Source organism: Haemophilus sp. THUN1690, assembly GCF_059704375.1.
In genome coordinates this window covers 1,176,777-1,197,293 of the sequence record NZ_AP046582.1, presented here as the reverse complement: position 1 = coordinate 1,197,293, position 20,517 = coordinate 1,176,777, and the positions used below count along the sequence as shown (strand labels likewise).

The window sequence follows — 20,517 nt, the reverse complement described above, 5'->3', positions numbered from 1 at the left end:
GCTTTTTTGAGGTAGATCACAAAATCATACTTTTTCCCCTTTTCCTACATAAAAAACGTTATTAATTTGTAACAAAAAATGGCAGAATGGCCTTACTAGATTACCCTTTTAGGGTGATTTCTATTTTTTACTTTCTACATTTATTGGAGGATATCGTGCAAACAGTTAATGTCGATATTGCGATTGTTGGCGCTGGTGGTGGCGGTTTACGTGCAGCGATTGCAGCAGCAGAAGCAAATCCTAACTTAAAAATTGCATTAGTTTCAAAAGTGTACCCAATGCGTAGCCATACTGTGGCAGCAGAAGGTGGCGCAGCGGCAGTTATCAAAGAAGAAGATTCTTACGATAAACACTTCCAAGATACTGTGGCTGGTGGTGACTGGCTTTGCGAACAGGATGTTGTGGAATATTTCGTACAACATTCACCAGTGGAAATGACTCAATTAGAACGTTGGGGTTGCCCTTGGAGCCGTAAAGCAGATGGCGATGTGAACGTGCGTCGTTTCGGTGGGATGAAAATCGAGCGTACTTGGTTCGCGGCAGATAAAACTGGTTTCCACTTATTACATACTCTTTTCCAAACATCCATTCAATATCCACAAATTCAACGCTTTGACGAGCACTTCGTTTTAGACATCTTAGTTGATGATGGTCATGCTCGCGGTATGGTTGCGATGAATATGATGGAAGGCTCACTTGTTCAAATCAACGCAAATGCGGTTGTAATTGCAACTGGTGGTGGTTGTCGTGCATTTAAATTCAACACCAACGGCGGTATCGTAACTGGTGATGGTTTATCAATGGCATATCGTCACGGTGTTCCTCTTCGTGATATGGAATTCGTCCAATATCACCCAACCGGCTTACCAAACACCGGTATCTTAATGACTGAAGGTTGTCGTGGTGAAGGCGGTATCTTGGTTAATAAAGATGGCTACCGTTATCTTCAAGATTACGGTCTAGGACCAGAAACCCCAATCGGTAAACCTGAAAACAAATATATGGAACTTGGTCCACGTGATAAAGTTTCACAAGCTTTCTGGCAAGAATGGAAAAAAGGCAACACCTTAAAAACAGCAAAAGGTGTTGATGTGGTTCACCTTGACTTACGTCACTTAGGTGAAAAATATTTACATGAACGTCTTCCATTCATTTGTGAATTAGCAAGTGCTTATGAAGGTGTAAACCCAGTTAATGAACCAATTCCAGTTCGCCCGGTTGTTCACTACACCATGGGTGGTATCGAAGTGGATTTCAACAGCGAAACTCGCATTAAAGGTTTATTTGCTGTGGGGGAATGTGCGTCTTCTGGTTTACATGGCGCAAACCGTTTAGGTTCTAACTCGCTTGCAGAATTAGTGGTTTTAGGCCGTGTTGCAGGTGAATATGCAGCACAACGTGCAGCAGAAGCACAACCTGCAAACCGTGCAGCAGTTGATGCACAAGCTCAAGATGTTGTGGCTCGCCTTGAAGCACTTTATAACCAAGAAGGTAATGAGTCTTGGTCTGAAATCCGTGACGAAATGGGTACTGTGATGGAAGAAGGTTGTGGTATCTACCGTGACCAAGAAAGCATGCAAAAAGCAGTAGATAAAATTGCTGAGCTTAAAGAACGTTATAAACGTATTCGTGTTGCAGACCGTTCAAGCGTATTCAATACCGATGTGCTTTACACTGTAGAATTAGGTTACATCCTTGATGTGGCACAATCTATTGCCAACTCTGCAATTGAACGTAAAGAGTCTCGTGGTGCACACCAACGCTTAGACTACACTGAACGTGATGATGTGAATTATTTAAAACACACCCTTGCTTACTACAATGGCGATGATGCACCGCGTATTGAATACAGTCCGGTGAAAATCACTAAATCTCAACCAGCAAAACGTGTTTATGGTGCTGAAGCAGAAGCGGCAGAAGCGGCTGCGAAAGCTAAGGAGCAAGCAAATGGCTAATTCACCGGTAATGACTGTAGAAGTATTACGCTACAACCCAGAAAACGATCAAGAGCCACATTTAAGCTCTTATCAAGTACCTTATGATAACCAAACCTCTCTTTTAGATGCGTTAGGTTACATTAAAGATAAACTTGAACCGTCTCTTTCTTATCGTTGGTCTTGCCGTATGGCAATCTGCGGTTCTTGTGGGATGATGGTCAATAACAAACCAAAATTGGCTTGTAAAACGTTCTTACGTGATTACAGCGGCCATATGCGTATTGAACCATTAGCAAACTTCCCTATTGAACGCGACTTAGTGGTTGATTTAAGCCACTTCATCGAAAGTTTAGAAGCAATTAAACCTTACATTATTGGCAACGAAGCGCCAGCATTAGATGGTAAACCACATCCATCGAAAGAATTGCAAGTAAGCCGTACTAAACAAACCCCAGCACAGCTTGAAAAATATCGTCAATTCTCAATGTGTATCAACTGTGGCTTATGCTATGCCGCTTGTCCGCAATTTGGTTTAAACCCTGAATTCTTAGGCCCTGCAGCAATTACAATGGCGCACCGTTACAACCTTGATAACCGTGACCATGGTAAAGCACAACGTATGCCATTATTAAATGGTAAAAACGGTGTTTGGAGCTGTACTTTCGTGGGTTATTGTTCTGAAGTGTGTCCAAAACACGTGGATCCAGCTTCAGCAATCAACCAAGGCAAAGTGGAAAGTGCCAAAGATTATGTTATCTCAATGCTAAAACCAAAAGGCTAAGGGGAAGAATATGTCAGTAACAGTAAGTAAACGCAAAAAATATGTTCGCCCAATGATGGCTACTTGGTGGCAAAAATTGGATTTCTACAAAGCTTATATGCTACGTGAAGCGACTTCAATCTTTGCTGTATGGTTTTGTATTGTATTGCTTTATGGTGTTCTTTGCCTTGCAAGCAATCCAATGCCAGGTTTAGGCATCTTGAGCTTTATTGAGTTTTTAAGAAACCCAATTGTGGTGTTCTTAAATATTATTACGCTTATTGCAACGCTTTATCATACGGTGACATATTTCTTAATGACACCAAAAGTGATGAATATCATTGTGAAAAATGAACGCTTACCACATACTGTTGTAAGAAATGCACTTTGGGCGGTAACCGCATTAGTTAGCGTGATTGCTTTAGTTTTAGTTTATATTTAAGGGAGAGAAAAAATGGTTGATCAAAATCCAAAACGCTCCGGCGAACCGCCAGTATGGTTAATGTTCGGTGCAGGCGGCACAGTGAGTGCAATTTTCTTCCCTGTCGTTATTTTAATTATCGGTTTGTTATTACCATTTGGTTTAGTCGATGCGCATAATTTAATTACTTTTGCTTATTCTTGGATTGGTAAATTAGTTATTTTAGTGCTTACTATTTTCCCAATGTGGTGTGGTTTACATCGTATTCACCATGGTATGCACGATCTTAAAGTGCATGTGCCAGCTGGTGGATTTATCTTTTATGGTTTAGCCACAATTTATACTGTTTGGGTGTTATTTGCGGTAATAAACCTGTAATAAAAATGCTATAAATAAAAAAACGAGTCTAAGACTCGTTTTTTATTTTGTGTATCAAGTAAATATTTTTTAGTTTGTTTTACTTTAGAAATTCGATTGGATTTTTTATAAATGGCTCAAGTATTCAGTACCTAAATTTTCCATTTGTCTCAAAATCCAAGCTTGTTTTTTACGAACTAATAAGCTTGGCTTATTTACTTTATAAATGATTGGATTGGGCAGCACAGCAGCTAAAAGTGAGGCTTCATTTTGAGATAAATTTTTAGCTGATTTTTTAAAGTAATAGCGACTTGCCGCTTCCACACCAAAAATGCCGTTCCCAAATTCTGCGATATTTAAATACACTTCTAAAATACGTTTTTTTGACCAAGTCAGCTCGAGTAGCATAGTTGCTGGAACTTCTAAACCTTTTCGTAGCCAATTTTGTCCGTGCCAAAGTATTAAGTTTTTAGCGGTTTGCTGGGAGATGGTTGATGCTCCTCGGATTCCTTTTTTAGATTTTTCGTTATACCGAATTGCTCGTTGGATAGCCTCAAAATCAAATCCGAAATGTTCAGGAAAACGCTGATCTTCTGATGAAATCACAGCTAATTGAATGTTTGGGGAGATATTTTCTAGGCTGACCCAGTTATATTGGATTTGATATCGAAAATCGCCTTGTAAAAGATTAGCGATTTTTTGTTGTACCATATAAGCGGAAAATGGAATAGGTACAAAGCGAAAAATCAGCAACAAAGCAAAAACGGCGAAAAAAAAACGAAAGACAACTCGCTGCCAGTTTTTTTTCCACCATTTAAGACTAAATAAGTGAGAAAGCGCGGTAAAAATTCGCTTAGTTTTTTTCAATGAGATCAAGATTTTGTTTCATCCATTGCATAAAATCAGGATCCATCGTTTTAATCATATTGGAACCTCGAGTGATTGTTGCAGCACTTGTATTCAGATTTTGTTGAATTTCCCGCTGAGGCATATTTTTATCAATCAGCTGAGAGACAATCTGCAAGCGTAATCCTACAGCATCCCGTTCGTCTGCCGTTAATAATAAGGTTAGAAACTCCTGTGCTTTATTTTCTTCAAAGGCAATTTTTAGCATTTGAAGAAATGCATTCCATTGTTCTAAATTGCGGCTGATATACATAATTACGCTCCCATTCCACACTATTAAACTAGTGCGATTAGTATAGCCGATTCAATTCTTCTTGGCTAAAGATTTGTGGGTTTTCTTTATTTTGTAAAATTTGATAGTAAAAGTCATAAGTGACTACATTTTGCACATAACCACGAGTTTCGTAAAAAGGAATAGATGCGACAAATTCGTCTAATGCTAATTTTCCATTCGCGCGGCTTAACCATTTTTCTACTCGATTTGCCCCTGCATTGTAAGCGGCTGCAATCAATATTCGATTATTAGGATATTTTCCATTGAGTTCATTAAGATGTGCGGTACCTAGTAAAATATTATTCAATGGTTTGAATAAATCTTGTTCGCCTTGATAAGGTAGTTGATTATTCTCTACTGTCAATTTTGCCGTGCTTGGCAGAAGTTGCATTAAGCCCCGCGCATTTGCAGAAGATTGTGCCATTGGATTCCAAGCACTTTCTTGACGGGCGATTGCCATAGCAAAAGTTTTGCTGATATTTAAATTCTGTAATGCTGCATTGAAGTATTCTGAATAAGCATTTGGCAGACGAAGGGTCAGGTAATCCCACGCTTTTGCAACAATAGAAGCATCAACAGCTAATTCAAACCATTGTTGGTTTTCAGCATATTCTGCAAGTTTTAGCTGAGTCGTGAAATCAGCATTATCAAGTAAAATTCGCCAACGTTGTTTTGCTAAACCATTTCGTCCAAGTTCTCTCAGCTCTCGAATCATGGCTAAAACTTGCTCGAAAGGAAGTTGTTCTGCCACGGTAAAACTTGGTGCTACTGGAAAATCAACTTTATACGCTTGATTTAATTGTGCAGCTGCTAACATTGGATAGAACCCCCGCTCTTTTGAAAGTGCGGTTAGTTTTTCTATATTTTTTGATATATCTTGTTTGGCTTCCCAATAACGCCATTCTTGTTTTGCTTTTCCTTCAGTTGTAAGTGAATTAAGCCACAGAGAAAGGTCGGTCTTCTGCCAAATTGCCATTCGTAAACGGCGTTCGGTTAGATTATCAGTCTGTAATTGTCGGATTTGTTCATCACGCCATTTTTGAAAATCAGCGTTTTCATTATCAAAAAAACGATTTAAAAAGGCTATTTTCCACTGTTTGATTTCATCTTCTGAGAGTTGCCAAGTATCACCCCATTGCTGATAGAGCTCAAAATTTGGATTCTCTATTTGTTCCGATAGTGTTTTTAGATAACGAGGAAAAGAATCGATTAATACACTTTTATCTAAAGTGCTAGGATTACTGTTCTTTATAATCTCAGCAAGCTGTTTAGGATTTTCTACTTGATTTTGTTCTTTTTGATTCGTGTTATTTTCTTTAGCATTATCCGACGTTGCTGATGTTTGTTGTTCCTCTAACGTGGATAGTTTTTGTAATAAGGTTTGAAATACTGGTGTTACAAAAGGGTAATTTTGTTGCACTAATGCATTGAGTTCATTTATTGCTTGTTGTTTGCCTTGAATGTCATCACTTTTTAAAAAGGCAATTTTGGTTTCCCAAAAGCGTGCTAGCAAATCGTATTGCAAAGGGTAGTCTTGCAATGAGTCTATTAAGGTTTTTGTGATATTTTGAGTCGCTTCAGAAAATTGCTGGTTTTTTACCGCACTTTTTAGCAAACCTTCAACCTGTAAAAAGGTTTCACGTTGTTTTAAACGTTTTAAGTAGTCTTGATGCTGTATTGACGCCCAGTTTTGTTTTTCTTGCTCAAGATTGATGGATGCTGTTGCCGTGTTAGGTGTATCGGCAAAGGCAGAAAGTGCGGTCAAAATGCAGAGAGAAATTAAAGCGAGTTTTTTCATATTAGCTTATTAGAATTGAGGAGGGCTAAAATACTTTTTTAAATGGTTTTACAATAACATCACCATATACGCCAGCTTCAACATAAGGATCTTGTGCCGCCCAGTCTTTTGCTGCTTGTAAATTTGCGAATTGTGCAATGACGGTTGAACCAGTAAAACCTGCCTCTCCAGGATTTTCATCATCAATAGCTGGATTGGGGCCTGCCGTAAGTAAACGGTTTTCTGCTTGAAGTTGTTTTAAACGAGCTAAGTGTTGCTCGCGTACGGCAAGACGTTTTTCTAATGTATTTGGAATGTCTTGAGCAAAAATCACATAGAACATTATTATTTCCTTCTATTAACAAGCGTTTTGTTCAGCCTCTAACTCTGCAATTGAGGCCAATGTTTTTTCTAATTCGTGGTTATTTTCACGAGGAATCGTGCGTGAGCGACCATTATTATCTACTGCAACGAAGGTAAATACTGCATCAGTCACACAATAACGTTCACCAATTGGCTCACTTGCCACTTTTTTCACCCATACTTCCACTTTAATTTTAATGGAAGAACGTCCTACTTTTAGACATTGGCCGTAGCAACAGACCACATCGCCCACAGAGATTGGTTTGATGAAATTCATGCTTTCAACCGCAACGGTAACGACGCGCCCATGTGCGATTTCTTTTGCTAAAATTGCCCCACCCATATCCATTTGAGACATGATCCAACCACCGAAAATATCTCCGTTAGCATTGGTATCAGAAGGCATTGCTAAGGTTCGTAGTAATAGAATTCCTTTCGAATGGCGGCCATTTTTATCAGTAAAATTGGAAGACATTATTTTTCTCCATCTTTTGAATTTGAATCATCTTTAGGTAAATAGCGATAGATATAAGCACCTGAAATAATCGTTGCAATCACCGTCATACCAATAATTCCGAAAGATTTGAAATCAACCCAAGCTTCTTCCGACATATTATGGCTGATATAAATATTCACCAACATGCAAATAATAAAGAATAATGCCCAGCCAAGGTTAAGTGTATTCCAAGCCTTTTCGGGCAGTTGTAGCTCTTTACCAAGTAATTTCTTGATTAATGGGGTTTTAAATTGAAATTGTGCGACGAGTAAAACAATGGCAAACAAGGCATTGATAATTGTCACTTTCCATTGCAAATAGCGGATTTCATTAAAGTAAGCAGTTAAAAGTCCAAAAAAAACGACCGCACTTGCCATGATTTTTTGTTGTTTTTCAACGGTTCCATATTTCCATTTTAAAATCACGATCTGCAAAATTGTTGCCACTACTAATACGATGGCTGCTTCACGTACACCACCGAGTTTGTAAGTGACAAAAAATAAAATTAAAGGGATAAAGTCAAGGAGTTGTTTCATATTGATTAATCCTTCATAAATAAACTGTAGAAACGATAAGTCACTACTAGCATAAAAATATTAAGTAATGCGGTGAAAATGCCTATTACCATATCAAATACAGCATTATTGGAAAATGCGCTTAATTGGAAAACAAGCACTGGCACGAGAAAATAAACCAGTAGAGTGTAAATAAACAATACGCCTTTTCGAGTATTTCCTCGCATCCAAATTTTTCGGATAGTTTGCGAAAGTGTATCTTGAGTCGAAAGATAATGTACTGCCGTCAAATTTAAACGGACGAAGAACCAAACGCCAACAATCATCGCGATAACTGACATGATAGAGGGCGATTTTTTTGTGAGTAATGCAGCAAATGCTTCACCAAGACCAAGTAACATTGGTGCAACCATTAATAGATCTAACAGAATTACACCTGCAAAACGACGCAAGGTAAGTGAGAAGGTTTCACCCAAAGTGCGATAATTTTGTAAGCTAATTTTATGGATTGAGGTTAATCCCCAAGCTGCAATAAAGCTCGTTAAAATTTGAGTGATTACAACTGAAAAGAGAAAACTCGTGATATCTGTATTGGCGAAATTTAATACATCATTTTTATTTTCATCATTAACTGGGAAACTTAAAAGTGCACTTGGGCTTTGCACAATAAATAAAATTGCGACAAATTGCAGCATGATTTTTTGTTGATTACGGAAGAAGTTCCAACTGTCTTGCAATACTTGTGTAAAGTTAATTTGCATGATTATCTCTCTATAAAAATGGTGGCGCAATTATACAGGGTTTGCTGATTATTGCATAAATATCGTTAGTGAGGTATGAATTCACGTTGAATTGAGTATATAAAACAAAAGTGGGCAAGGATGCCCACTTTTTTGTTATCTTTAGAGAGATTATTCGTATTATTTTTTCTTCGCGTATTTTAATGAGTCAATAGCTACCGCTAGAATAATAATGCTACCTTTAATGATGTATTGCCAGTAAGGGTTTACACCGATATAAGTTAAGCCGTAGTTGATAACTGTAAAGATGATAACACCTGTGATTACACCAATTACGGTACCTACACCACCTGCGAAGGATACGCCACCCACTACGCAAGCGGCGATCGCATCTAATTCATACATGAAACCTAGGTTGTTAGTTGCAGAACCGATACGACCAGCTTCGAGCATACCACCGAATGCATAGAACATACCTGCAATCATGTAGATGACAACTAAGTTACGCGCAACGTTTACACCTGATACTTTCGCCGCTTCTGGGTTACCACCGATAGCAAATACGTTTTTACCGAAACGAGTTTTATTCCACATAATCCATACTAATAATGCTGCGATAGCTGCATAGATCGTGATGTAAGAGAGTTTAAAACTACCAACTCGGAAGAATCCCTGAGCGAATGTTGAGAAGTTTTCGCTAAAACCTGCGATTGGAGAACCACCTACAGCATCATAGTATAGTGAGTTGAAACCATATACGATGATCATTGTACCCATGGTTGCGATGAATGGCGTTACATTTAAGTAAGCAATAACTAAACCATTCACTAAACCAATTACTGCACCGATAGCACAAACTGCAAGAATTACCACAGGAATTGGAATTTCACCCATTTCAGGGAATACGCGGTTCATATTTTCCATTGATTGCAACATGGTTGCAGAGATAACCGCTGCTAAACCAACTTGACGACCAGCAGATAAGTCAGTTCCTTGTGTAATCAACAATCCAGCAACCCCAAGAGCAATAATTAAGCGCACAGAAGATTGGGTTAAGATGTTACTGAAGTTGATTAAATTTAAAAAGGTTGGATCTTGCGCAATAATAATGCCGAGCAAAATCAGCAAGACAAAATAAATCGCATTTTGTTTTAATAAATCAAAGGATTTGTTTTTTTGTAAGGCACTCATGATTTGTTCCTTTTATCTTTATAAATATTTCGCAGCGAGTTGCAAGATTTCTTCTTGTGAAGTTTTTGCAGTTTCTACAATACCCGCCAATTTACCGTTACTCATCACTAAAATGCGGTCAGTTACACCTAGTAATTCAGGCATTTCTGATGAAATCATAATAATGCCTTTATCTTTTTTAGCGAGTTCTTGAATGAGTTGATAAATTTCAAATTTTGCTCCGATGTCGATACCACGAGTCGGCTCATCAAGCATCAGAATTTCAGGTTGAGTTAAAAGCCAACGACCGATAATGACCTTTTGTTGGTTACCGCCAGAAAGAGAACCTATTGTTGTTCTATGTGAGGGCGTTTTAACATTCATTGAATCAATGACCCACTGGGTATCACTTTTCATTTTCTTCGTGCTAAGTAATTTCCATGGTGTGAGATAAGATTTCATATTTGAAATCAATGAGTTAAATTCAATGCTTAAATTAGAGTAAATACCTGTTGAACGACGCTCTTCAGTTACCAATGCAAAGCCATTATTAATCGCTTCAAGTGCGGTATGATTTTTCACGGTTTTTCCGTGTAACTTGATAGTTCCTTCGGTTAATTCACGTACACCAAAAATAGCTTCAACGATATCAGTACGTTTAGCTCCCACAAGACCTGCAATACCGAGAATTTCACCTTTTCGTAATTCAAAAGATACGTCTTGAATGGATGGTTGATTTTTAGCGGTAAGATTTTCCACCTGTAAAATTACTTCTTTTGGCGTGTTTGTTTTTTCAGGGAAACGCTGTGTTAATTCACGACCTACCATCATTCCGACAATTTGTTCCATGCTGGATTTTTTCACGTTTACTGTGTTGATCCATTTACCGTCGCGTAAAATAGTAATTTCATCACAGATTTTGAAGATTTCATCCATTTTGTGAGAAATATAAATAATTCCGCAACCGCGTTGTTTTAATTTGTCGATAATTTTAAACAGATGCTCAACTTCTTTTTCAGAAAGCGAGGATGTTGGTTCATCCATGATTACGATTTTAGCGTTATACGAAAACGCCTTCGCAATTTCGATCATCTGCATTTGAGAAACTGAAAGTTTGGCGACCTTTTCTTTAGGATCTACATCAATATCCAATTCATCAAAAATCGCTTTAGTATCACGGTACATTTTTGCGTGATCGACAAAAGGTCCTTTAAGTGGATAGCGTCCAAGCCACAAGTTATCCATTACGCTAGTTTGGCGCACGAGATTGAGTTCTTGGTGCACCATTGAAATACCATTCTCAAGGGCTTCTTTAGATGTTTTAAAATTGACGGGTTGGCCTAAGAAAAGGATTTCGCCTTCATCTTTGGCATAAATGCCGAATAAGCATTTTAGTAATGTAGATTTGCCCGCGCCGTTCTCACCCATTAAAGCATGAACAGAATGTGAACGAACCGTTAAGTTTGCGTTATCTAAGGCTTTTACGCCTGGAAAGGACTTGCAGACATTGGTCATTGTGAGCAGCACTTGGCTGTCTTGACTTTGAGTTTGAGATGTCATATCCAACCTCGTTAAAAAGGGGAAGGGTAACTTCCCCTTGGATTACAACAAAAATTGATGAGAAATTATTTTAAGAAGTCGCCTAAGTTGTCTTTATCTACACCAACATAAGGGATACGTACAACACGATCTTTTAATTCCCATTTTGTGCCTTCAGTCGCTGCTTTGCCTTGTGCTAAGTTGTTAGATAATTGAACAACTGCTTTACCTTGGTTCACACCATCGTTTAACACAGTACCTGCAAGTTCACCTTTTTTGATGAGTTGCAATGCTTCTGGTAATGCATCCACACCGAAGATAGGGAGTTTTTTACCATGTGCTTTGGTCGCTTCTAATGCGCCTAATGCCATACCGTCGTTGTTAGAAATAATTACTTCAATGTCGTTAGCTTTAGAGCTAGATAACCACGCATCTACTTTATCTTTCGCCATTGCAGCATCCCACATACCGGTATCAATAAATAATTGTTCAGTTTGGATACCTTTCGCATTAAGTTCTTCAACTACGAATTTTGTACGTGCTTCAGCATCTGGGTGACCTGGTTCACCTTTTAATAATACGAATTGGATTTTGCCATCTTTATTTAAGTCTAGAGCTGGATTTGCTTTCCATTGTTTTGCAATTAAATCCCCTTGAATTAAGCCAGATTCTTTTGGATCAGTACCTACATAGTAAGCGTGTTCATAAGAACCGATAGCTTTTGCACCTGGGTCTTTATTAAAGAATACAACAGGAATGTTATCTGGTTTTGCTTTGCTAATAATGGTTGGTGCAGCGGCAGGGTCAACTAAGTTAATTGCAAGAGCTTTCACACCTTTGGAAAGTAATACATCAACTTGGTCATTTTGAATTGATTGTGCATTTTGGGAGTCATTCATTAATAAGTTAATGCCACCAAGTGCTTTAGCTTCTTTGTCGATTTCTTTACGCATTAAAGACATGAAGTTGTCATCGTATTTGTAAATGGTTACACCAATTTTGTTACTTGCTGCGAAGCTAGAAGATGCTGCACCTAAACCGATAGCCAAAGCAACTGCACTTAATACTGCTGTTTTTTTCATAATAACGCTCCTATTTTGGAATGTTGATGTTAGAGATAAATATTGCATTACATTCTGCAATTGATGCCATATTAGCAGAATAATCTGCTTGGAATCTGTGATCAAACTCACATAAATGAAAACGATTACATTAAAAGTTCGGATTTGTGATCGACATCACATTTTATGAGTGTGTTTATTTTCAAATTTAGATAGATTCCACAGAAAAACGACGTACTAATGTTGGGTTAAATTGAATTGTTGATGGCGTTCTCACCCCATTATCAACAAGGCTTAATGCAAGGTTGGCAGCATAAGTTGCCATTAAATCAATAGGATAGCGAATGGTTGTCAATTTAGGAATTAAATAACGAGCAATTGGCATATCGTCAAAACCAATGATTGAAAATTGGCTTGGTACACTAATATTGTTTTCATTGAGAACTGAAATGGCTCCCGCCGCCATTGAATCGTTATAAGCAACCACAGCAGTAAGATCTTTGTTATAACTAAGCAAATCAATCATTGCTTTTTCACCACCTTCGAAGTCTGGTGAATTGTGCGTTATGGCGTGTTCAATAATTGGATAATTGTGATCTTTTAATGCAGTAAGATAACCATCTCGACGCTCAATTTCATCGAAAATAGCATGGTTAGATCCAATATATGCAATATGTTTATGGCCGCATCGGATAAGCATTTCTGTTGCTAAGTAGGTTCCCTTTTTATTATCTAAACTTACGCAACGATTTTCATAGCCTTGAATGACTCGGTTGATAATCACCATTCCTGGTACTGTTTTCAAATAATGACTAAGTTCATCGTCGGATAAAGCCTTAGAATGCACTACTAAACAACTACAACGCTTGCGAAGTAAAGTATCAATAGCTTCACGTTCCTTCTCTGCATGGTGATAGCCAATGCCAATCAAGATTGTTTTACGGTGTGCTTCAGCAACTTTATCTACGGCTTTCACTAAAATAGCAAAAAACGAGTCTGTTACATCGGTGACAACCACACCAATAGTATCGGTGTTTTGTATTGCAAGGGCTTTAGCATTTGCATTGGGCTGATAATTAAGTTGCTCAATTGCTTGTTTTACGGCAAGGCGGGTATCTTCACTGACTGAGGGATGTTGATTTACAACACGAGAAACCGTAGCAATAGATACATGGGCTAATTCGGCTACATCATGAATGGTGCTCATAGAATGCTCTCCATAATGGAATCACGTTTCTTATTATGTTCTTTCTAGATAAAATTGAAAGCGGTTACTTTCTGATTTGTAACCGAGATCACAAAAAACTTTCAGAGATTTTCCCATTATGTGATACTGATCACGGTTTATTTTTGTGAATTTGCTATCTTATGCGTAGTCTTTTATGTAACCGTTTACAATTTAGAGAGGGAGCAATTATGAGTGATATTTTTGAGCCAACCGAGCATCCACATCGTCGCTATAATCCGTTAATTGATCAATGGGTTTTGGTATCACCACATCGTGCTAAGCGTCCATGGCAAGGGCAACAAGAAAAAGTGAATGAAGAACAAAAACCAAGTTATGATCCAACTTGTTATCTTTGCCCGAGTAATAAGCGTATTACAGGTGAATTAAATCCAGATTATCGTAAACCTTATGTGTTTAAAAATGATTTTTCCGCGCTTTTAGAAGATACGCCAGCCCCTGAAAAATCCTCCGATCCACTTTTCCAAAGTTCTCAAGCTCGTGGTGAAAGTCGAGTCATTTGTTTCTCTCCAGATCATAGTAAAACATTGCCATTATTGACCGCACTTGAGATTGAAGATGTGATTAAAGTATGGCAAGCGCAACTTCGGGAACTTGGTGCGAAATACCAATGGGTGCAAATTTTTGAAAACAAAGGGGCGGCAATGGGCTGTTCGAACCCACATCCACATGGCCAAATCTGGGCGAATAGTTTCTTGCCAAATGAAGTCGCTCGTGAAGATCGTACACAACGTGATTATTTGCTAAAACATGGCTCAGTAATGTTGGTTGATTATGTAAAACGAGAATTGGAGTTAAAGGAACGTATTGTCGTTGAAACTGAGCATTGGGTAGCTTTAGTGCCTTATTGGGCTGTTTGGCCATTTGAAACATTGCTTTTACCAAAAACTCATGTAAAACGTTTAACTGAATTAAGTGACGAACAATCAAAAGATCTTGCGGTTATTTTGAAAAAATTGACGACCAAATACGACAATCTATTTGAGACCTCTTTCCCATATTCAATGGGATTCCATGCCGCACCGTTTAATGGCGAAGATAACGAACATTGGCAGCTACATGCTCATTTTTACCCTCCTCTTTTACGCTCAGCAACCGTGCGTAAATTTATGGTGGGATATGAAATGTTAGGCGAAAGCCAACGTGATTTAACGGCGGAACAGGCAGCAGAAAGACTGCGCGCGTTGAGTGAAATTCACTATAAACTTAAATAATGCGCCCAATTCCCCTCTTACAAAAGAGGGGAGCTGATTGAGCGATACTTGAAGATAAAGGACACAAACATGACCCCAATCCAAAAATCCCAACACATTTTCACCCAAAAATACAACAAACAACCTGAATTGACCGTCTATGCGCCTGGTCGAGTCAATATCATCGGCGAACATACCGACTACAACGACGGCTTTGTTATGCCTTGTGCGATTAATTTTGGTACGGCTGTTTCTGGTACAAAACGAGATGATCATATTTGGAATGTTTATGCGGCGGATCTTGATGAAATTGATGAATTTTCTCTCAATGTTGAAATTCCTAAGAGTGAACACAAATGGGCTAATTACGTGCGTGGGGTTGTAAAATTTATCCAAGAACGTTACCCGTACTTTCAACAAGGTGCAAATTTAGTGATTTCTGGAAATGTGCCGCTTTCTTCTGGATTAAGTTCATCTGCAGCGTTAGAAGTTGCGGTGGGTAAATTCTGCCAACAACTTGGCAATTTACCGCTTTCTCACACAGATATTGCATTGAATGGACAAAAAGCGGAAAACCAATTTGTTGGAGCAAATTGTGGCAATATGGATCAGTTAATTTCGGCACTTGGGCAGGAAAATCACTTACTGATGATCGATTGTCGTAGTCTTGAAACCACTCCAACACCTGTGCCACAAGATGTTGCCGTTATTATTGTGAATTCAAACGTACCGCACGATTTGGTAACGGGGGAATACAATACTCGCCGTCAGCAATGTGAAGAGGCAGCAAAATTTTTTGGAGTAAAAGCGTTGCGTGATGTTTCAGTTGAACAATTCCGAAAAAGAGAAGCAGAATTGACCGCACTTTCTCCGTTAGCAGCAAAACGTGCTCGTCATGTCGTAACAGAAAATCAACGAGTACTCGATGCAGTGGAAGCCTTGAAGAAAAATGATTTGACTCGTTTAGGTGAGTTAATGGGGGAATCTCATGATTCAATGCGTGATGATTTTGAAATCACCGTGCCACAAATTGATTATTTAGTTGAATTGGCTCAACTTGTTATTGGCAAAAGTGGCGGTGCGCGTATGACGGGCGGCGGTTTTGGTGGCTGTATTGTTGCACTTGCGCCGCATGATAAAGTCGATGCGGTTCGTAAAATTATTGCTGATAATTACGAGAAAACGACTGGTTTAAAAGAAACTTTTTATGTGTGCACTGCATCACAAGGTGTTAGAGTGATTTAAGAGAAAATGATGTTAGAACAAACCACTTTTAATGCGCCTGATGGTGCACCTTATCAGCTTGTAACCCTGCAAAATGAAAATGGGATGCGCGTTCAATTTATGGATTGGGGCGCAACGTGGCTTTCCTGTAAAGTGCCAGTAAGTGGCACCTTACGCGAGGTTTTATTGGGTTGTAAGGTAGAGGATTATCCCACTCATCAAAGCTATTTAGGCGCAAGCGTAGGGCGTTATGCAAATCGTATCGCAAACGCACAATTTGAATTGAATGGTGAACTCATTCAGTTGAAAAGTAATCAAGGTAAACATCAGCTTCATGGTGGAGAGGGCTTTGATAAACGCCGTTGGAAAATTCAAGAGTGCGGTGAGAATTTTGTGTGTTTTTCATTACATTCAGAGCATGGTGATCAAGGTTTTCCTGGTAATGTGGATGTGTCTGTAACCTATACGCTAACAGATGATAATAGCGTAAAAATTGAATATGCAGGGATGAGTGATAAGGATACCGCATTGAACCTAACGAATCATGCCTATTTTAATTTAGAAAATGCAGAGCAAGGCAGTGACGTGCGTGAACATACATTACGTTTAAATGCTGATTTTTATCTGCCTGTAGATAATGAGGGGATTCCTAATTCTCCATTAAAGCACGTAGTGAATACGAGTTTTGACTTCCGTATTGCTAAACCCATCAAGCAAGATTTTTTACAAGGGGATCAGCAAGCAACAAAAGGTTACGATCATTCCTTTATTGTCAATAAAGCTTGGCAAAAGCCTTGCGTGTTACTGACTTCTCCAACTGGTGATTTAAGTTTGGAAGTAAGAACCTCGCAAGCCGCATTGCAGGTTTATACGGGTAATTATCTTGCTGGCACACCAACGAGAAATGGCGAATTATATGCCGATTTTTCTGGCGTAGCACTAGAAACTCAATGTTTACCCGACACTCCTAATCATCCTGAATGGCAAAATTACGGCGGGATTCAAAAAGCAGGCGAGCGATATTATCAATGGACGGAGTTTAAGTTCTTATTGATCTCTGGTTAACTGTGTTCGGTTTGTTAGCGATAAGGTTATGTCAATCACTTAAGCATGAAGAAATTTTGAAAAAATAATACACTCAGATATAATTGATAATGTTTATCAATTATATCTGAGGTTTATTTATGAAAAAAACAAAGCTTGCTACATTAGTAGCGTTTTTTTGCACATCTCCGATAGTGTTTGCTCAAGAACAGGCTGCACTTTCTCATAACTCACCGCAAGAAAAGTTGAATGAAATTGTTGTGAGTGATTCAAATATTAGCGATGCATTGGTGAATACATCGGTAAGCCATCAACAAATTTTCTTAAAACAGTCACGTGATGTAAAAGATGTTTTTGCAGGAAAAATGGATGTTAATGTCAGCCAATTGCAAGGTGCACGCTCCGGCGGAGAAGGTGTAAACATTCGAGGTTTACAAGCTAACCGAGTCACTACAACAATAGATGATATTCCTTTACCAGAAGCGCAAGAAGCGAAACATTTTATTTCTTATGGTTCAGAATTTGGTCGTACTGATTACATTGATGTAAGTGCTTTACATAGTGCGGATGTTCGTTATGCTGGTTCAGCTAATAGCCTTTCTGGTAGTGTTAATTTTACAACGATAGAACCTTCAGATTTATTAAAAGGTCGTCATTTTGGTGGCGTTGTAGGAACTGGTTATAACAGTGTTGATCATTCAGTTTATGGTAGTGCTGGAGGCGCAGTCAAAGCTGCAGATTATGAAGGCATGGTAATGCTAACTCAACGAAAAGGGAATGAAACTAAAAACCAAGGTAAAAATAATAGTGTAGGGGAAACACGCACAGCACCAAATCCAACGGATACTAAAAATACTTATCTACTAACTAAGCACTATTATCAACTAGACGATAAGAATAAGTTAGGTTTTATTTTTGAACATCAACATAAGAATATTAATAAAGATTTACTTTCTTTCAATAATTCTAACATTGATATGCGTACAGGAACGCAGATCACGGGCTATACGCAGGATAAAGTAACTAGAGATCGTTTTTCGTTAAGTCACGAATACAATAGTGAAAAAGGCTGGTTGCAATATGCAAAAACACAAGTTTTTTATCAAGACGCCAAAACTGAAAACTATCGTTATCGTTTAGGTACGCGAAGCTATCGTCAAGAAAATACTAAATTTAGTGATAAAAGCTATGGCCTTATAAGTAATTTAATTTCAGTAATTGATGGCACTATTCCTCAAGTGTTACGCTATGGTTTATCTTATGTGCATAATAAAGCGAGTGATGATATTCATCTTATCAGACCAGCTTATCGTCAAATTACAAATATGTATCCAATGGCAGAGATGCAACAGGATAAGTTTACTGGTTATTTAGAAGATGAAATGGCGTTTGGTAATTTTGCCATTACACCACAATTGGGGTTTGTACATTATCGAGTAAAACCAATATCTAATAATGATCGAGTTGCTGAATTGCACGCTCGTAAGCAATCCGAGACCCAATTTACGCCAAAAATTAGCTTGGAATATCGCTTGTCCGATAATTTCATTCCTTATTCACAATATTCCCGCGGTGTTAGAACGCCATCAACACAGCAGCTAAGCTCGTATTTCTTTGAAAGTGTTATCTATCCTATTCCAGGGCGTGGTACACAAACGGTAAATGTCGCAGTAGTAGGTAATCCTAATTTGAAATCAGAAACGGCAGATAATTTTGAGGTTGGCGTAAAAGGTAAAACATCAGAGATTAATTATTTAGTGACTGGTTATTACAACCGCTATCATAATTTTATTGATTGGGTTGCCAAACCAACGAATGGTTACACCAGCTTTATTCAATATGATAATCTTGATAAAGCTAAGGTATACGGTGTCACAGCCGATATGAAATGGAATTTTTATGATGATTTTTACACTATTACAGGTCTTTCATATTCACGTGGTAAAGCTGAAAATAATGGTATAAAAACACCAATAAATAGTATTCAGCCAATGAAAACAAAATTAGGTTTTGGTTATGAAGGAGAATCTTTTGGGGCTACTATCCAATGGACATACAGTCGAGGTAAATCAGACAAAGATATTGAACAATCATCTGCTTATCTATACAACCCAACAGGTGGATATTCTTTATTTGATTTAGGTGCTTATTGGAAACCAACCAAAAACTTAATGTTTACAGCTAATGTGAATAATCTGTTTGATAAAAAATATTGGAATTGGAATGATATTTCTTATCTTGCCCTGTTAAGTAAAGCAACGCAAGATCAAGGAAGACCTTCATCAACTATTCCAATGGCTATTACATCAGCCAATGCGGATCGTTATAGCGCGCCAGGACGTAATTTCAATATTGGCGTACGTTATGAGTTCTAACTAAAATCTTGATGAAATTAACCGCACTTTAGGTTCAAACCTAATGTGCGGTTATTTTTTTATTGATTTTCGTCTTTTCGCTTTTTGCGCTTTTTTTTAAAATGTGATACTTTTTCGCCGTCAATAAGACATCAACTACAAACCAATATGAACGACGAACAGCAAAATTCAAACCAATCTGAAAATACGAAAAAAACTTTTTTCCAATCTTTATTTGGTCGCTTTTTTCAAGGTGAACTAAAAAATCGTGAAGAACTCGTCGAAGTGATTCGCGATTCAGAACAAAACGATTTAATTGATCAAAATACGCGTGAAATGATTGAAGGTGTGATGGAAATCGCGGAGCTTCGTGTTCGCGATATTATGATTCCTCGTTCACAAATTATTTTTATTGAAGATCAACAAGATTTAAATACTTGTTTAAACACAATTATTGAATCAGCTCATTCTCGTTTTCCTGTGATTGCCGATTCGGATGATCGCGATAATATCGTAGGTATTTTACATGCGAAAGATTTATTGAAATTTTTACGTGAAGATGCCGAAGAGTTTGATTTATCTTCATTATTGCGCCCAGTTGTGATTGTGCCAGAAAGCAAAAGGGTGGATCGTATGTTGAAAGATTTCCGCTCTGAGCGTTTCCATATGGCTATTGTGGTGGACGAGTTTGGTGCAGTGTCGGGTCTTGTTACCATTGAAGATATTTTGGAACAAATTGTTGGCGATATTGAAGATGAGTTTGATGAAGAAGAAGTCGCGGATATTCGTCAGCTTTCTCGTCATACTTATGCTGTGCGTGCGCTCACAGATATTGATGATTTCAATGCGCAATTTAATACAGATTTTGATGATGAAGAAGTGGATACCATTGGTGGTCTGATTATGCAAACTTTTGGTTATTTACCAAAACGTGGTGAAGAAATTACGTTGAAAAATCTTCAATTTAAAGTCACCTCGGCAGACAGTCGCCGATTGATTCAACTTCGAGTCACAGTGCCTGATGAACATTTGGCAGAAATGGATGATGTGGAAGAAAAAGCCGAATAGCATTTTATCATCCTTAATGATGGCGCGCGTTTTATAACGCGTGCTTTTTATTTACTTGAAATGGAATTTTAA

General features: G+C 38.1%; 20 protein-coding genes. 9 read left to right on the top strand and 11 right to left on the bottom strand.

The genetic code is table 11. The annotated features are described in order from the left end of the window. Positions 1–155 precede the first annotated feature (155 nt). Genes frdA through frdD form a run of 4 tightly spaced genes read left to right on the top strand, consistent with a single transcriptional unit; the run spans position 156 to position 3,496 of the window. Positions 156–1,955, top strand: coding sequence for a fumarate reductase (quinol) flavoprotein subunit (frdA, locus tag AC6H22_RS05615; RefSeq protein WP_497515482.1), 1,800 nt, complete (start codon positions 156–158; stop codon positions 1,953–1,955). Next, positions 1,948–2,718, top strand: coding sequence for a succinate dehydrogenase/fumarate reductase iron-sulfur subunit (locus AC6H22_RS05610; RefSeq protein ID WP_005696861.1), 771 nt, complete (start codon positions 1,948–1,950; stop codon positions 2,716–2,718). The genes frdA and AC6H22_RS05610 overlap by 8 nt, the downstream gene beginning before the upstream one ends. Positions 2,719–2,728: 10 nt before the next feature. After that, complete coding sequence (gene frdC, locus AC6H22_RS05605) at positions 2,729–3,139, top strand: fumarate reductase subunit FrdC (RefSeq protein WP_497515481.1); 411 nt, start codon at positions 2,729–2,731, stop codon at positions 3,137–3,139. A 12-nt stretch (positions 3,140–3,151) separates the two neighbouring features. Continuing rightward, positions 3,152–3,496: a fumarate reductase subunit FrdD gene (frdD, locus tag AC6H22_RS05600; RefSeq protein ID WP_005631316.1), complete on the top strand. Its 345-nt coding sequence runs from the start codon at positions 3,152–3,154 to the stop codon at positions 3,494–3,496. Positions 3,497–3,601: 105 nt separating this feature from the next. Here frdD and mtgA read toward each other — a convergent pair whose 3' ends face one another. The 11 genes from mtgA to AC6H22_RS05545 all read right to left on the bottom strand — a co-directional run bounded on the left by mtgA (position 3,602) and on the right by AC6H22_RS05545 (position 13,523). Further along, positions 3,602–4,342, bottom strand: coding sequence for a monofunctional biosynthetic peptidoglycan transglycosylase (gene mtgA / locus AC6H22_RS05595; RefSeq protein WP_497515536.1), 741 nt, complete (start codon positions 4,340–4,342; stop codon positions 3,602–3,604). Next, the gene (gene trpR, locus AC6H22_RS05590; protein WP_005633437.1) at positions 4,329–4,634 is read right to left on the bottom strand and encodes a trp operon repressor; all 306 of its coding nucleotides are present in this window, start codon (positions 4,632–4,634) and stop codon (positions 4,329–4,331) included. Before trpR ends, mtgA begins: the two co-directional genes overlap by 14 nt. 37 nt (positions 4,635–4,671) lie before the next feature. Then, positions 4,672–6,453: a transglycosylase SLT domain-containing protein gene (locus tag AC6H22_RS05585; RefSeq protein WP_497515480.1), complete on the bottom strand. Its 1,782-nt coding sequence runs from the start codon at positions 6,451–6,453 to the stop codon at positions 4,672–4,674. A gap of 25 nt (positions 6,454–6,478) precedes the next feature. Next, entirely contained in the window at positions 6,479–6,775 is a 297-nt protein-coding gene (locus AC6H22_RS05580; protein ID WP_005633433.1) for a YciI family protein, read from the bottom strand. Between the two features lie 15 nt (positions 6,776–6,790). Continuing rightward, entirely contained in the window at positions 6,791–7,270 is a 480-nt protein-coding gene (gene yciA / locus AC6H22_RS05575; protein ID WP_497515478.1) for an acyl-CoA thioester hydrolase YciA, read from the bottom strand. After that, positions 7,270–7,827, bottom strand: coding sequence for a septation protein A (locus tag AC6H22_RS05570; RefSeq protein ID WP_223893630.1), 558 nt, complete (start codon positions 7,825–7,827; stop codon positions 7,270–7,272). Before AC6H22_RS05570 ends, yciA begins: the two co-directional genes overlap by 1 nt. 5 nt (positions 7,828–7,832) lie before the next feature. Then, on the bottom strand, positions 7,833–8,567 hold the full coding sequence (locus tag AC6H22_RS05565; protein ID WP_497515476.1) for a hypothetical protein: 735 nt from the start codon (positions 8,565–8,567) through the stop codon (positions 7,833–7,835). Between the two features lie 159 nt (positions 8,568–8,726). Further along, positions 8,727–9,737, bottom strand: a complete 1,011-nt coding sequence (gene mglC / locus AC6H22_RS05560) for a galactose/methyl galactoside ABC transporter permease MglC (RefSeq protein ID WP_005645969.1) — start codon at positions 9,735–9,737, stop codon at positions 8,727–8,729. Between the two features lie 18 nt (positions 9,738–9,755). Then, a complete protein-coding gene (mglA, locus tag AC6H22_RS05555; protein WP_497515475.1) occupies positions 9,756–11,276 on the bottom strand; it encodes a galactose/methyl galactoside ABC transporter ATP-binding protein MglA in 1,521 nt (506 codons plus the stop codon). Positions 11,277–11,341: 65 nt separating this feature from the next. Then, positions 11,342–12,337, bottom strand: a complete 996-nt coding sequence (gene mglB, locus AC6H22_RS05550; protein WP_005628316.1) for a galactose/glucose ABC transporter substrate-binding protein MglB — start codon at positions 12,335–12,337, stop codon at positions 11,342–11,344. A gap of 187 nt (positions 12,338–12,524) precedes the next feature. After that, positions 12,525–13,523 (bottom strand): substrate-binding domain-containing protein, encoded by a 999-nt coding sequence (locus AC6H22_RS05545; RefSeq protein WP_497515474.1) that lies wholly within the window; start codon positions 13,521–13,523, stop codon positions 12,525–12,527. A 209-nt stretch (positions 13,524–13,732) separates the two neighbouring features. Between AC6H22_RS05545 and galT the strand changes: the two genes are divergently transcribed. From galT to corC, 5 genes are all read left to right on the top strand, one after another. After that, entirely contained in the window at positions 13,733–14,776 is a 1,044-nt protein-coding gene (gene galT / locus AC6H22_RS05540) for a galactose-1-phosphate uridylyltransferase (protein WP_497515473.1), read from the top strand. Positions 14,777–14,845: 69 nt separating this feature from the next. Further along, a complete protein-coding gene (gene galK / locus AC6H22_RS05535) occupies positions 14,846–16,000 on the top strand; it encodes a galactokinase (protein ID WP_497515472.1) in 1,155 nt (384 codons plus the stop codon). A 9-nt stretch (positions 16,001–16,009) separates the two neighbouring features. Further along, positions 16,010–17,044: a galactose-1-epimerase gene (gene galM, locus AC6H22_RS05530; protein ID WP_118776904.1), complete on the top strand. Its 1,035-nt coding sequence runs from the start codon at positions 16,010–16,012 to the stop codon at positions 17,042–17,044. Between the two features lie 119 nt (positions 17,045–17,163). Continuing rightward, complete coding sequence (locus tag AC6H22_RS05525; RefSeq protein ID WP_118817117.1) at positions 17,164–19,398, top strand: TonB-dependent receptor domain-containing protein; 2,235 nt, start codon at positions 17,164–17,166, stop codon at positions 19,396–19,398. A 147-nt stretch (positions 19,399–19,545) separates the two neighbouring features. Next, a complete protein-coding gene (gene corC, locus AC6H22_RS05520; protein WP_118817116.1) occupies positions 19,546–20,445 on the top strand; it encodes a CNNM family magnesium/cobalt transport protein CorC in 900 nt (299 codons plus the stop codon). Positions 20,446–20,517: the final 72 nt, after the last annotated feature.

What these genes read in the sequence shown, in the direction of transcription:
- AC6H22_RS05610 (WP_005696861.1), top strand. Translation starts at nt 1,948, where the DNA reads ATGGCTAATTCACCGGTAATGACTGTAGAAGTATTACGCTACAACCCA.
- frdC (WP_497515481.1), top strand. Translation starts at nt 2,729, where the DNA reads ATGTCAGTAACAGTAAGTAAACGCAAAAAATATGTTCGCCCAATGATG.
- frdD (WP_005631316.1), top strand. Translation starts at nt 3,152, where the DNA reads ATGGTTGATCAAAATCCAAAACGCTCCGGCGAACCGCCAGTATGGTTA.
- trpR (WP_005633437.1), bottom strand. Translation starts at nt 4,634, where the DNA reads ATGTATATCAGCCGCAATTTAGAACAATGGAATGCATTTCTTCAAATG.
- AC6H22_RS05585 (WP_497515480.1), bottom strand. Translation starts at nt 6,453, where the DNA reads ATGAAAAAACTCGCTTTAATTTCTCTCTGCATTTTGACCGCACTTTCT.
- AC6H22_RS05580 (WP_005633433.1), bottom strand. Translation starts at nt 6,775, where the DNA reads ATGTTCTATGTGATTTTTGCTCAAGACATTCCAAATACATTAGAAAAA.
- yciA (WP_497515478.1), bottom strand. Translation starts at nt 7,270, where the DNA reads ATGTCTTCCAATTTTACTGATAAAAATGGCCGCCATTCGAAAGGAATT.
- AC6H22_RS05570 (WP_223893630.1), bottom strand. Translation starts at nt 7,827, where the DNA reads ATGAAACAACTCCTTGACTTTATCCCTTTAATTTTATTTTTTGTCACT.
- AC6H22_RS05565 (WP_497515476.1), bottom strand. Translation starts at nt 8,567, where the DNA reads ATGCAAATTAACTTTACACAAGTATTGCAAGACAGTTGGAACTTCTTC.
- mglC (WP_005645969.1), bottom strand. Translation starts at nt 9,737, where the DNA reads ATGAGTGCCTTACAAAAAAACAAATCCTTTGATTTATTAAAACAAAAT.
- mglA (WP_497515475.1), bottom strand. Translation starts at nt 11,276, where the DNA reads ATGACATCTCAAACTCAAAGTCAAGACAGCCAAGTGCTGCTCACAATG.
- mglB (WP_005628316.1), bottom strand. Translation starts at nt 12,337, where the DNA reads ATGAAAAAAACAGCAGTATTAAGTGCAGTTGCTTTGGCTATCGGTTTA.
- AC6H22_RS05545 (WP_497515474.1), bottom strand. Translation starts at nt 13,523, where the DNA reads ATGAGCACCATTCATGATGTAGCCGAATTAGCCCATGTATCTATTGCT.
- galT (WP_497515473.1), top strand. Translation starts at nt 13,733, where the DNA reads ATGAGTGATATTTTTGAGCCAACCGAGCATCCACATCGTCGCTATAAT.
- galK (WP_497515472.1), top strand. Translation starts at nt 14,846, where the DNA reads ATGACCCCAATCCAAAAATCCCAACACATTTTCACCCAAAAATACAAC.
- galM (WP_118776904.1), top strand. Translation starts at nt 16,010, where the DNA reads ATGTTAGAACAAACCACTTTTAATGCGCCTGATGGTGCACCTTATCAG.
- AC6H22_RS05525 (WP_118817117.1), top strand. Translation starts at nt 17,164, where the DNA reads ATGAAAAAAACAAAGCTTGCTACATTAGTAGCGTTTTTTTGCACATCT.
- corC (WP_118817116.1), top strand. Translation starts at nt 19,546, where the DNA reads ATGAACGACGAACAGCAAAATTCAAACCAATCTGAAAATACGAAAAAA.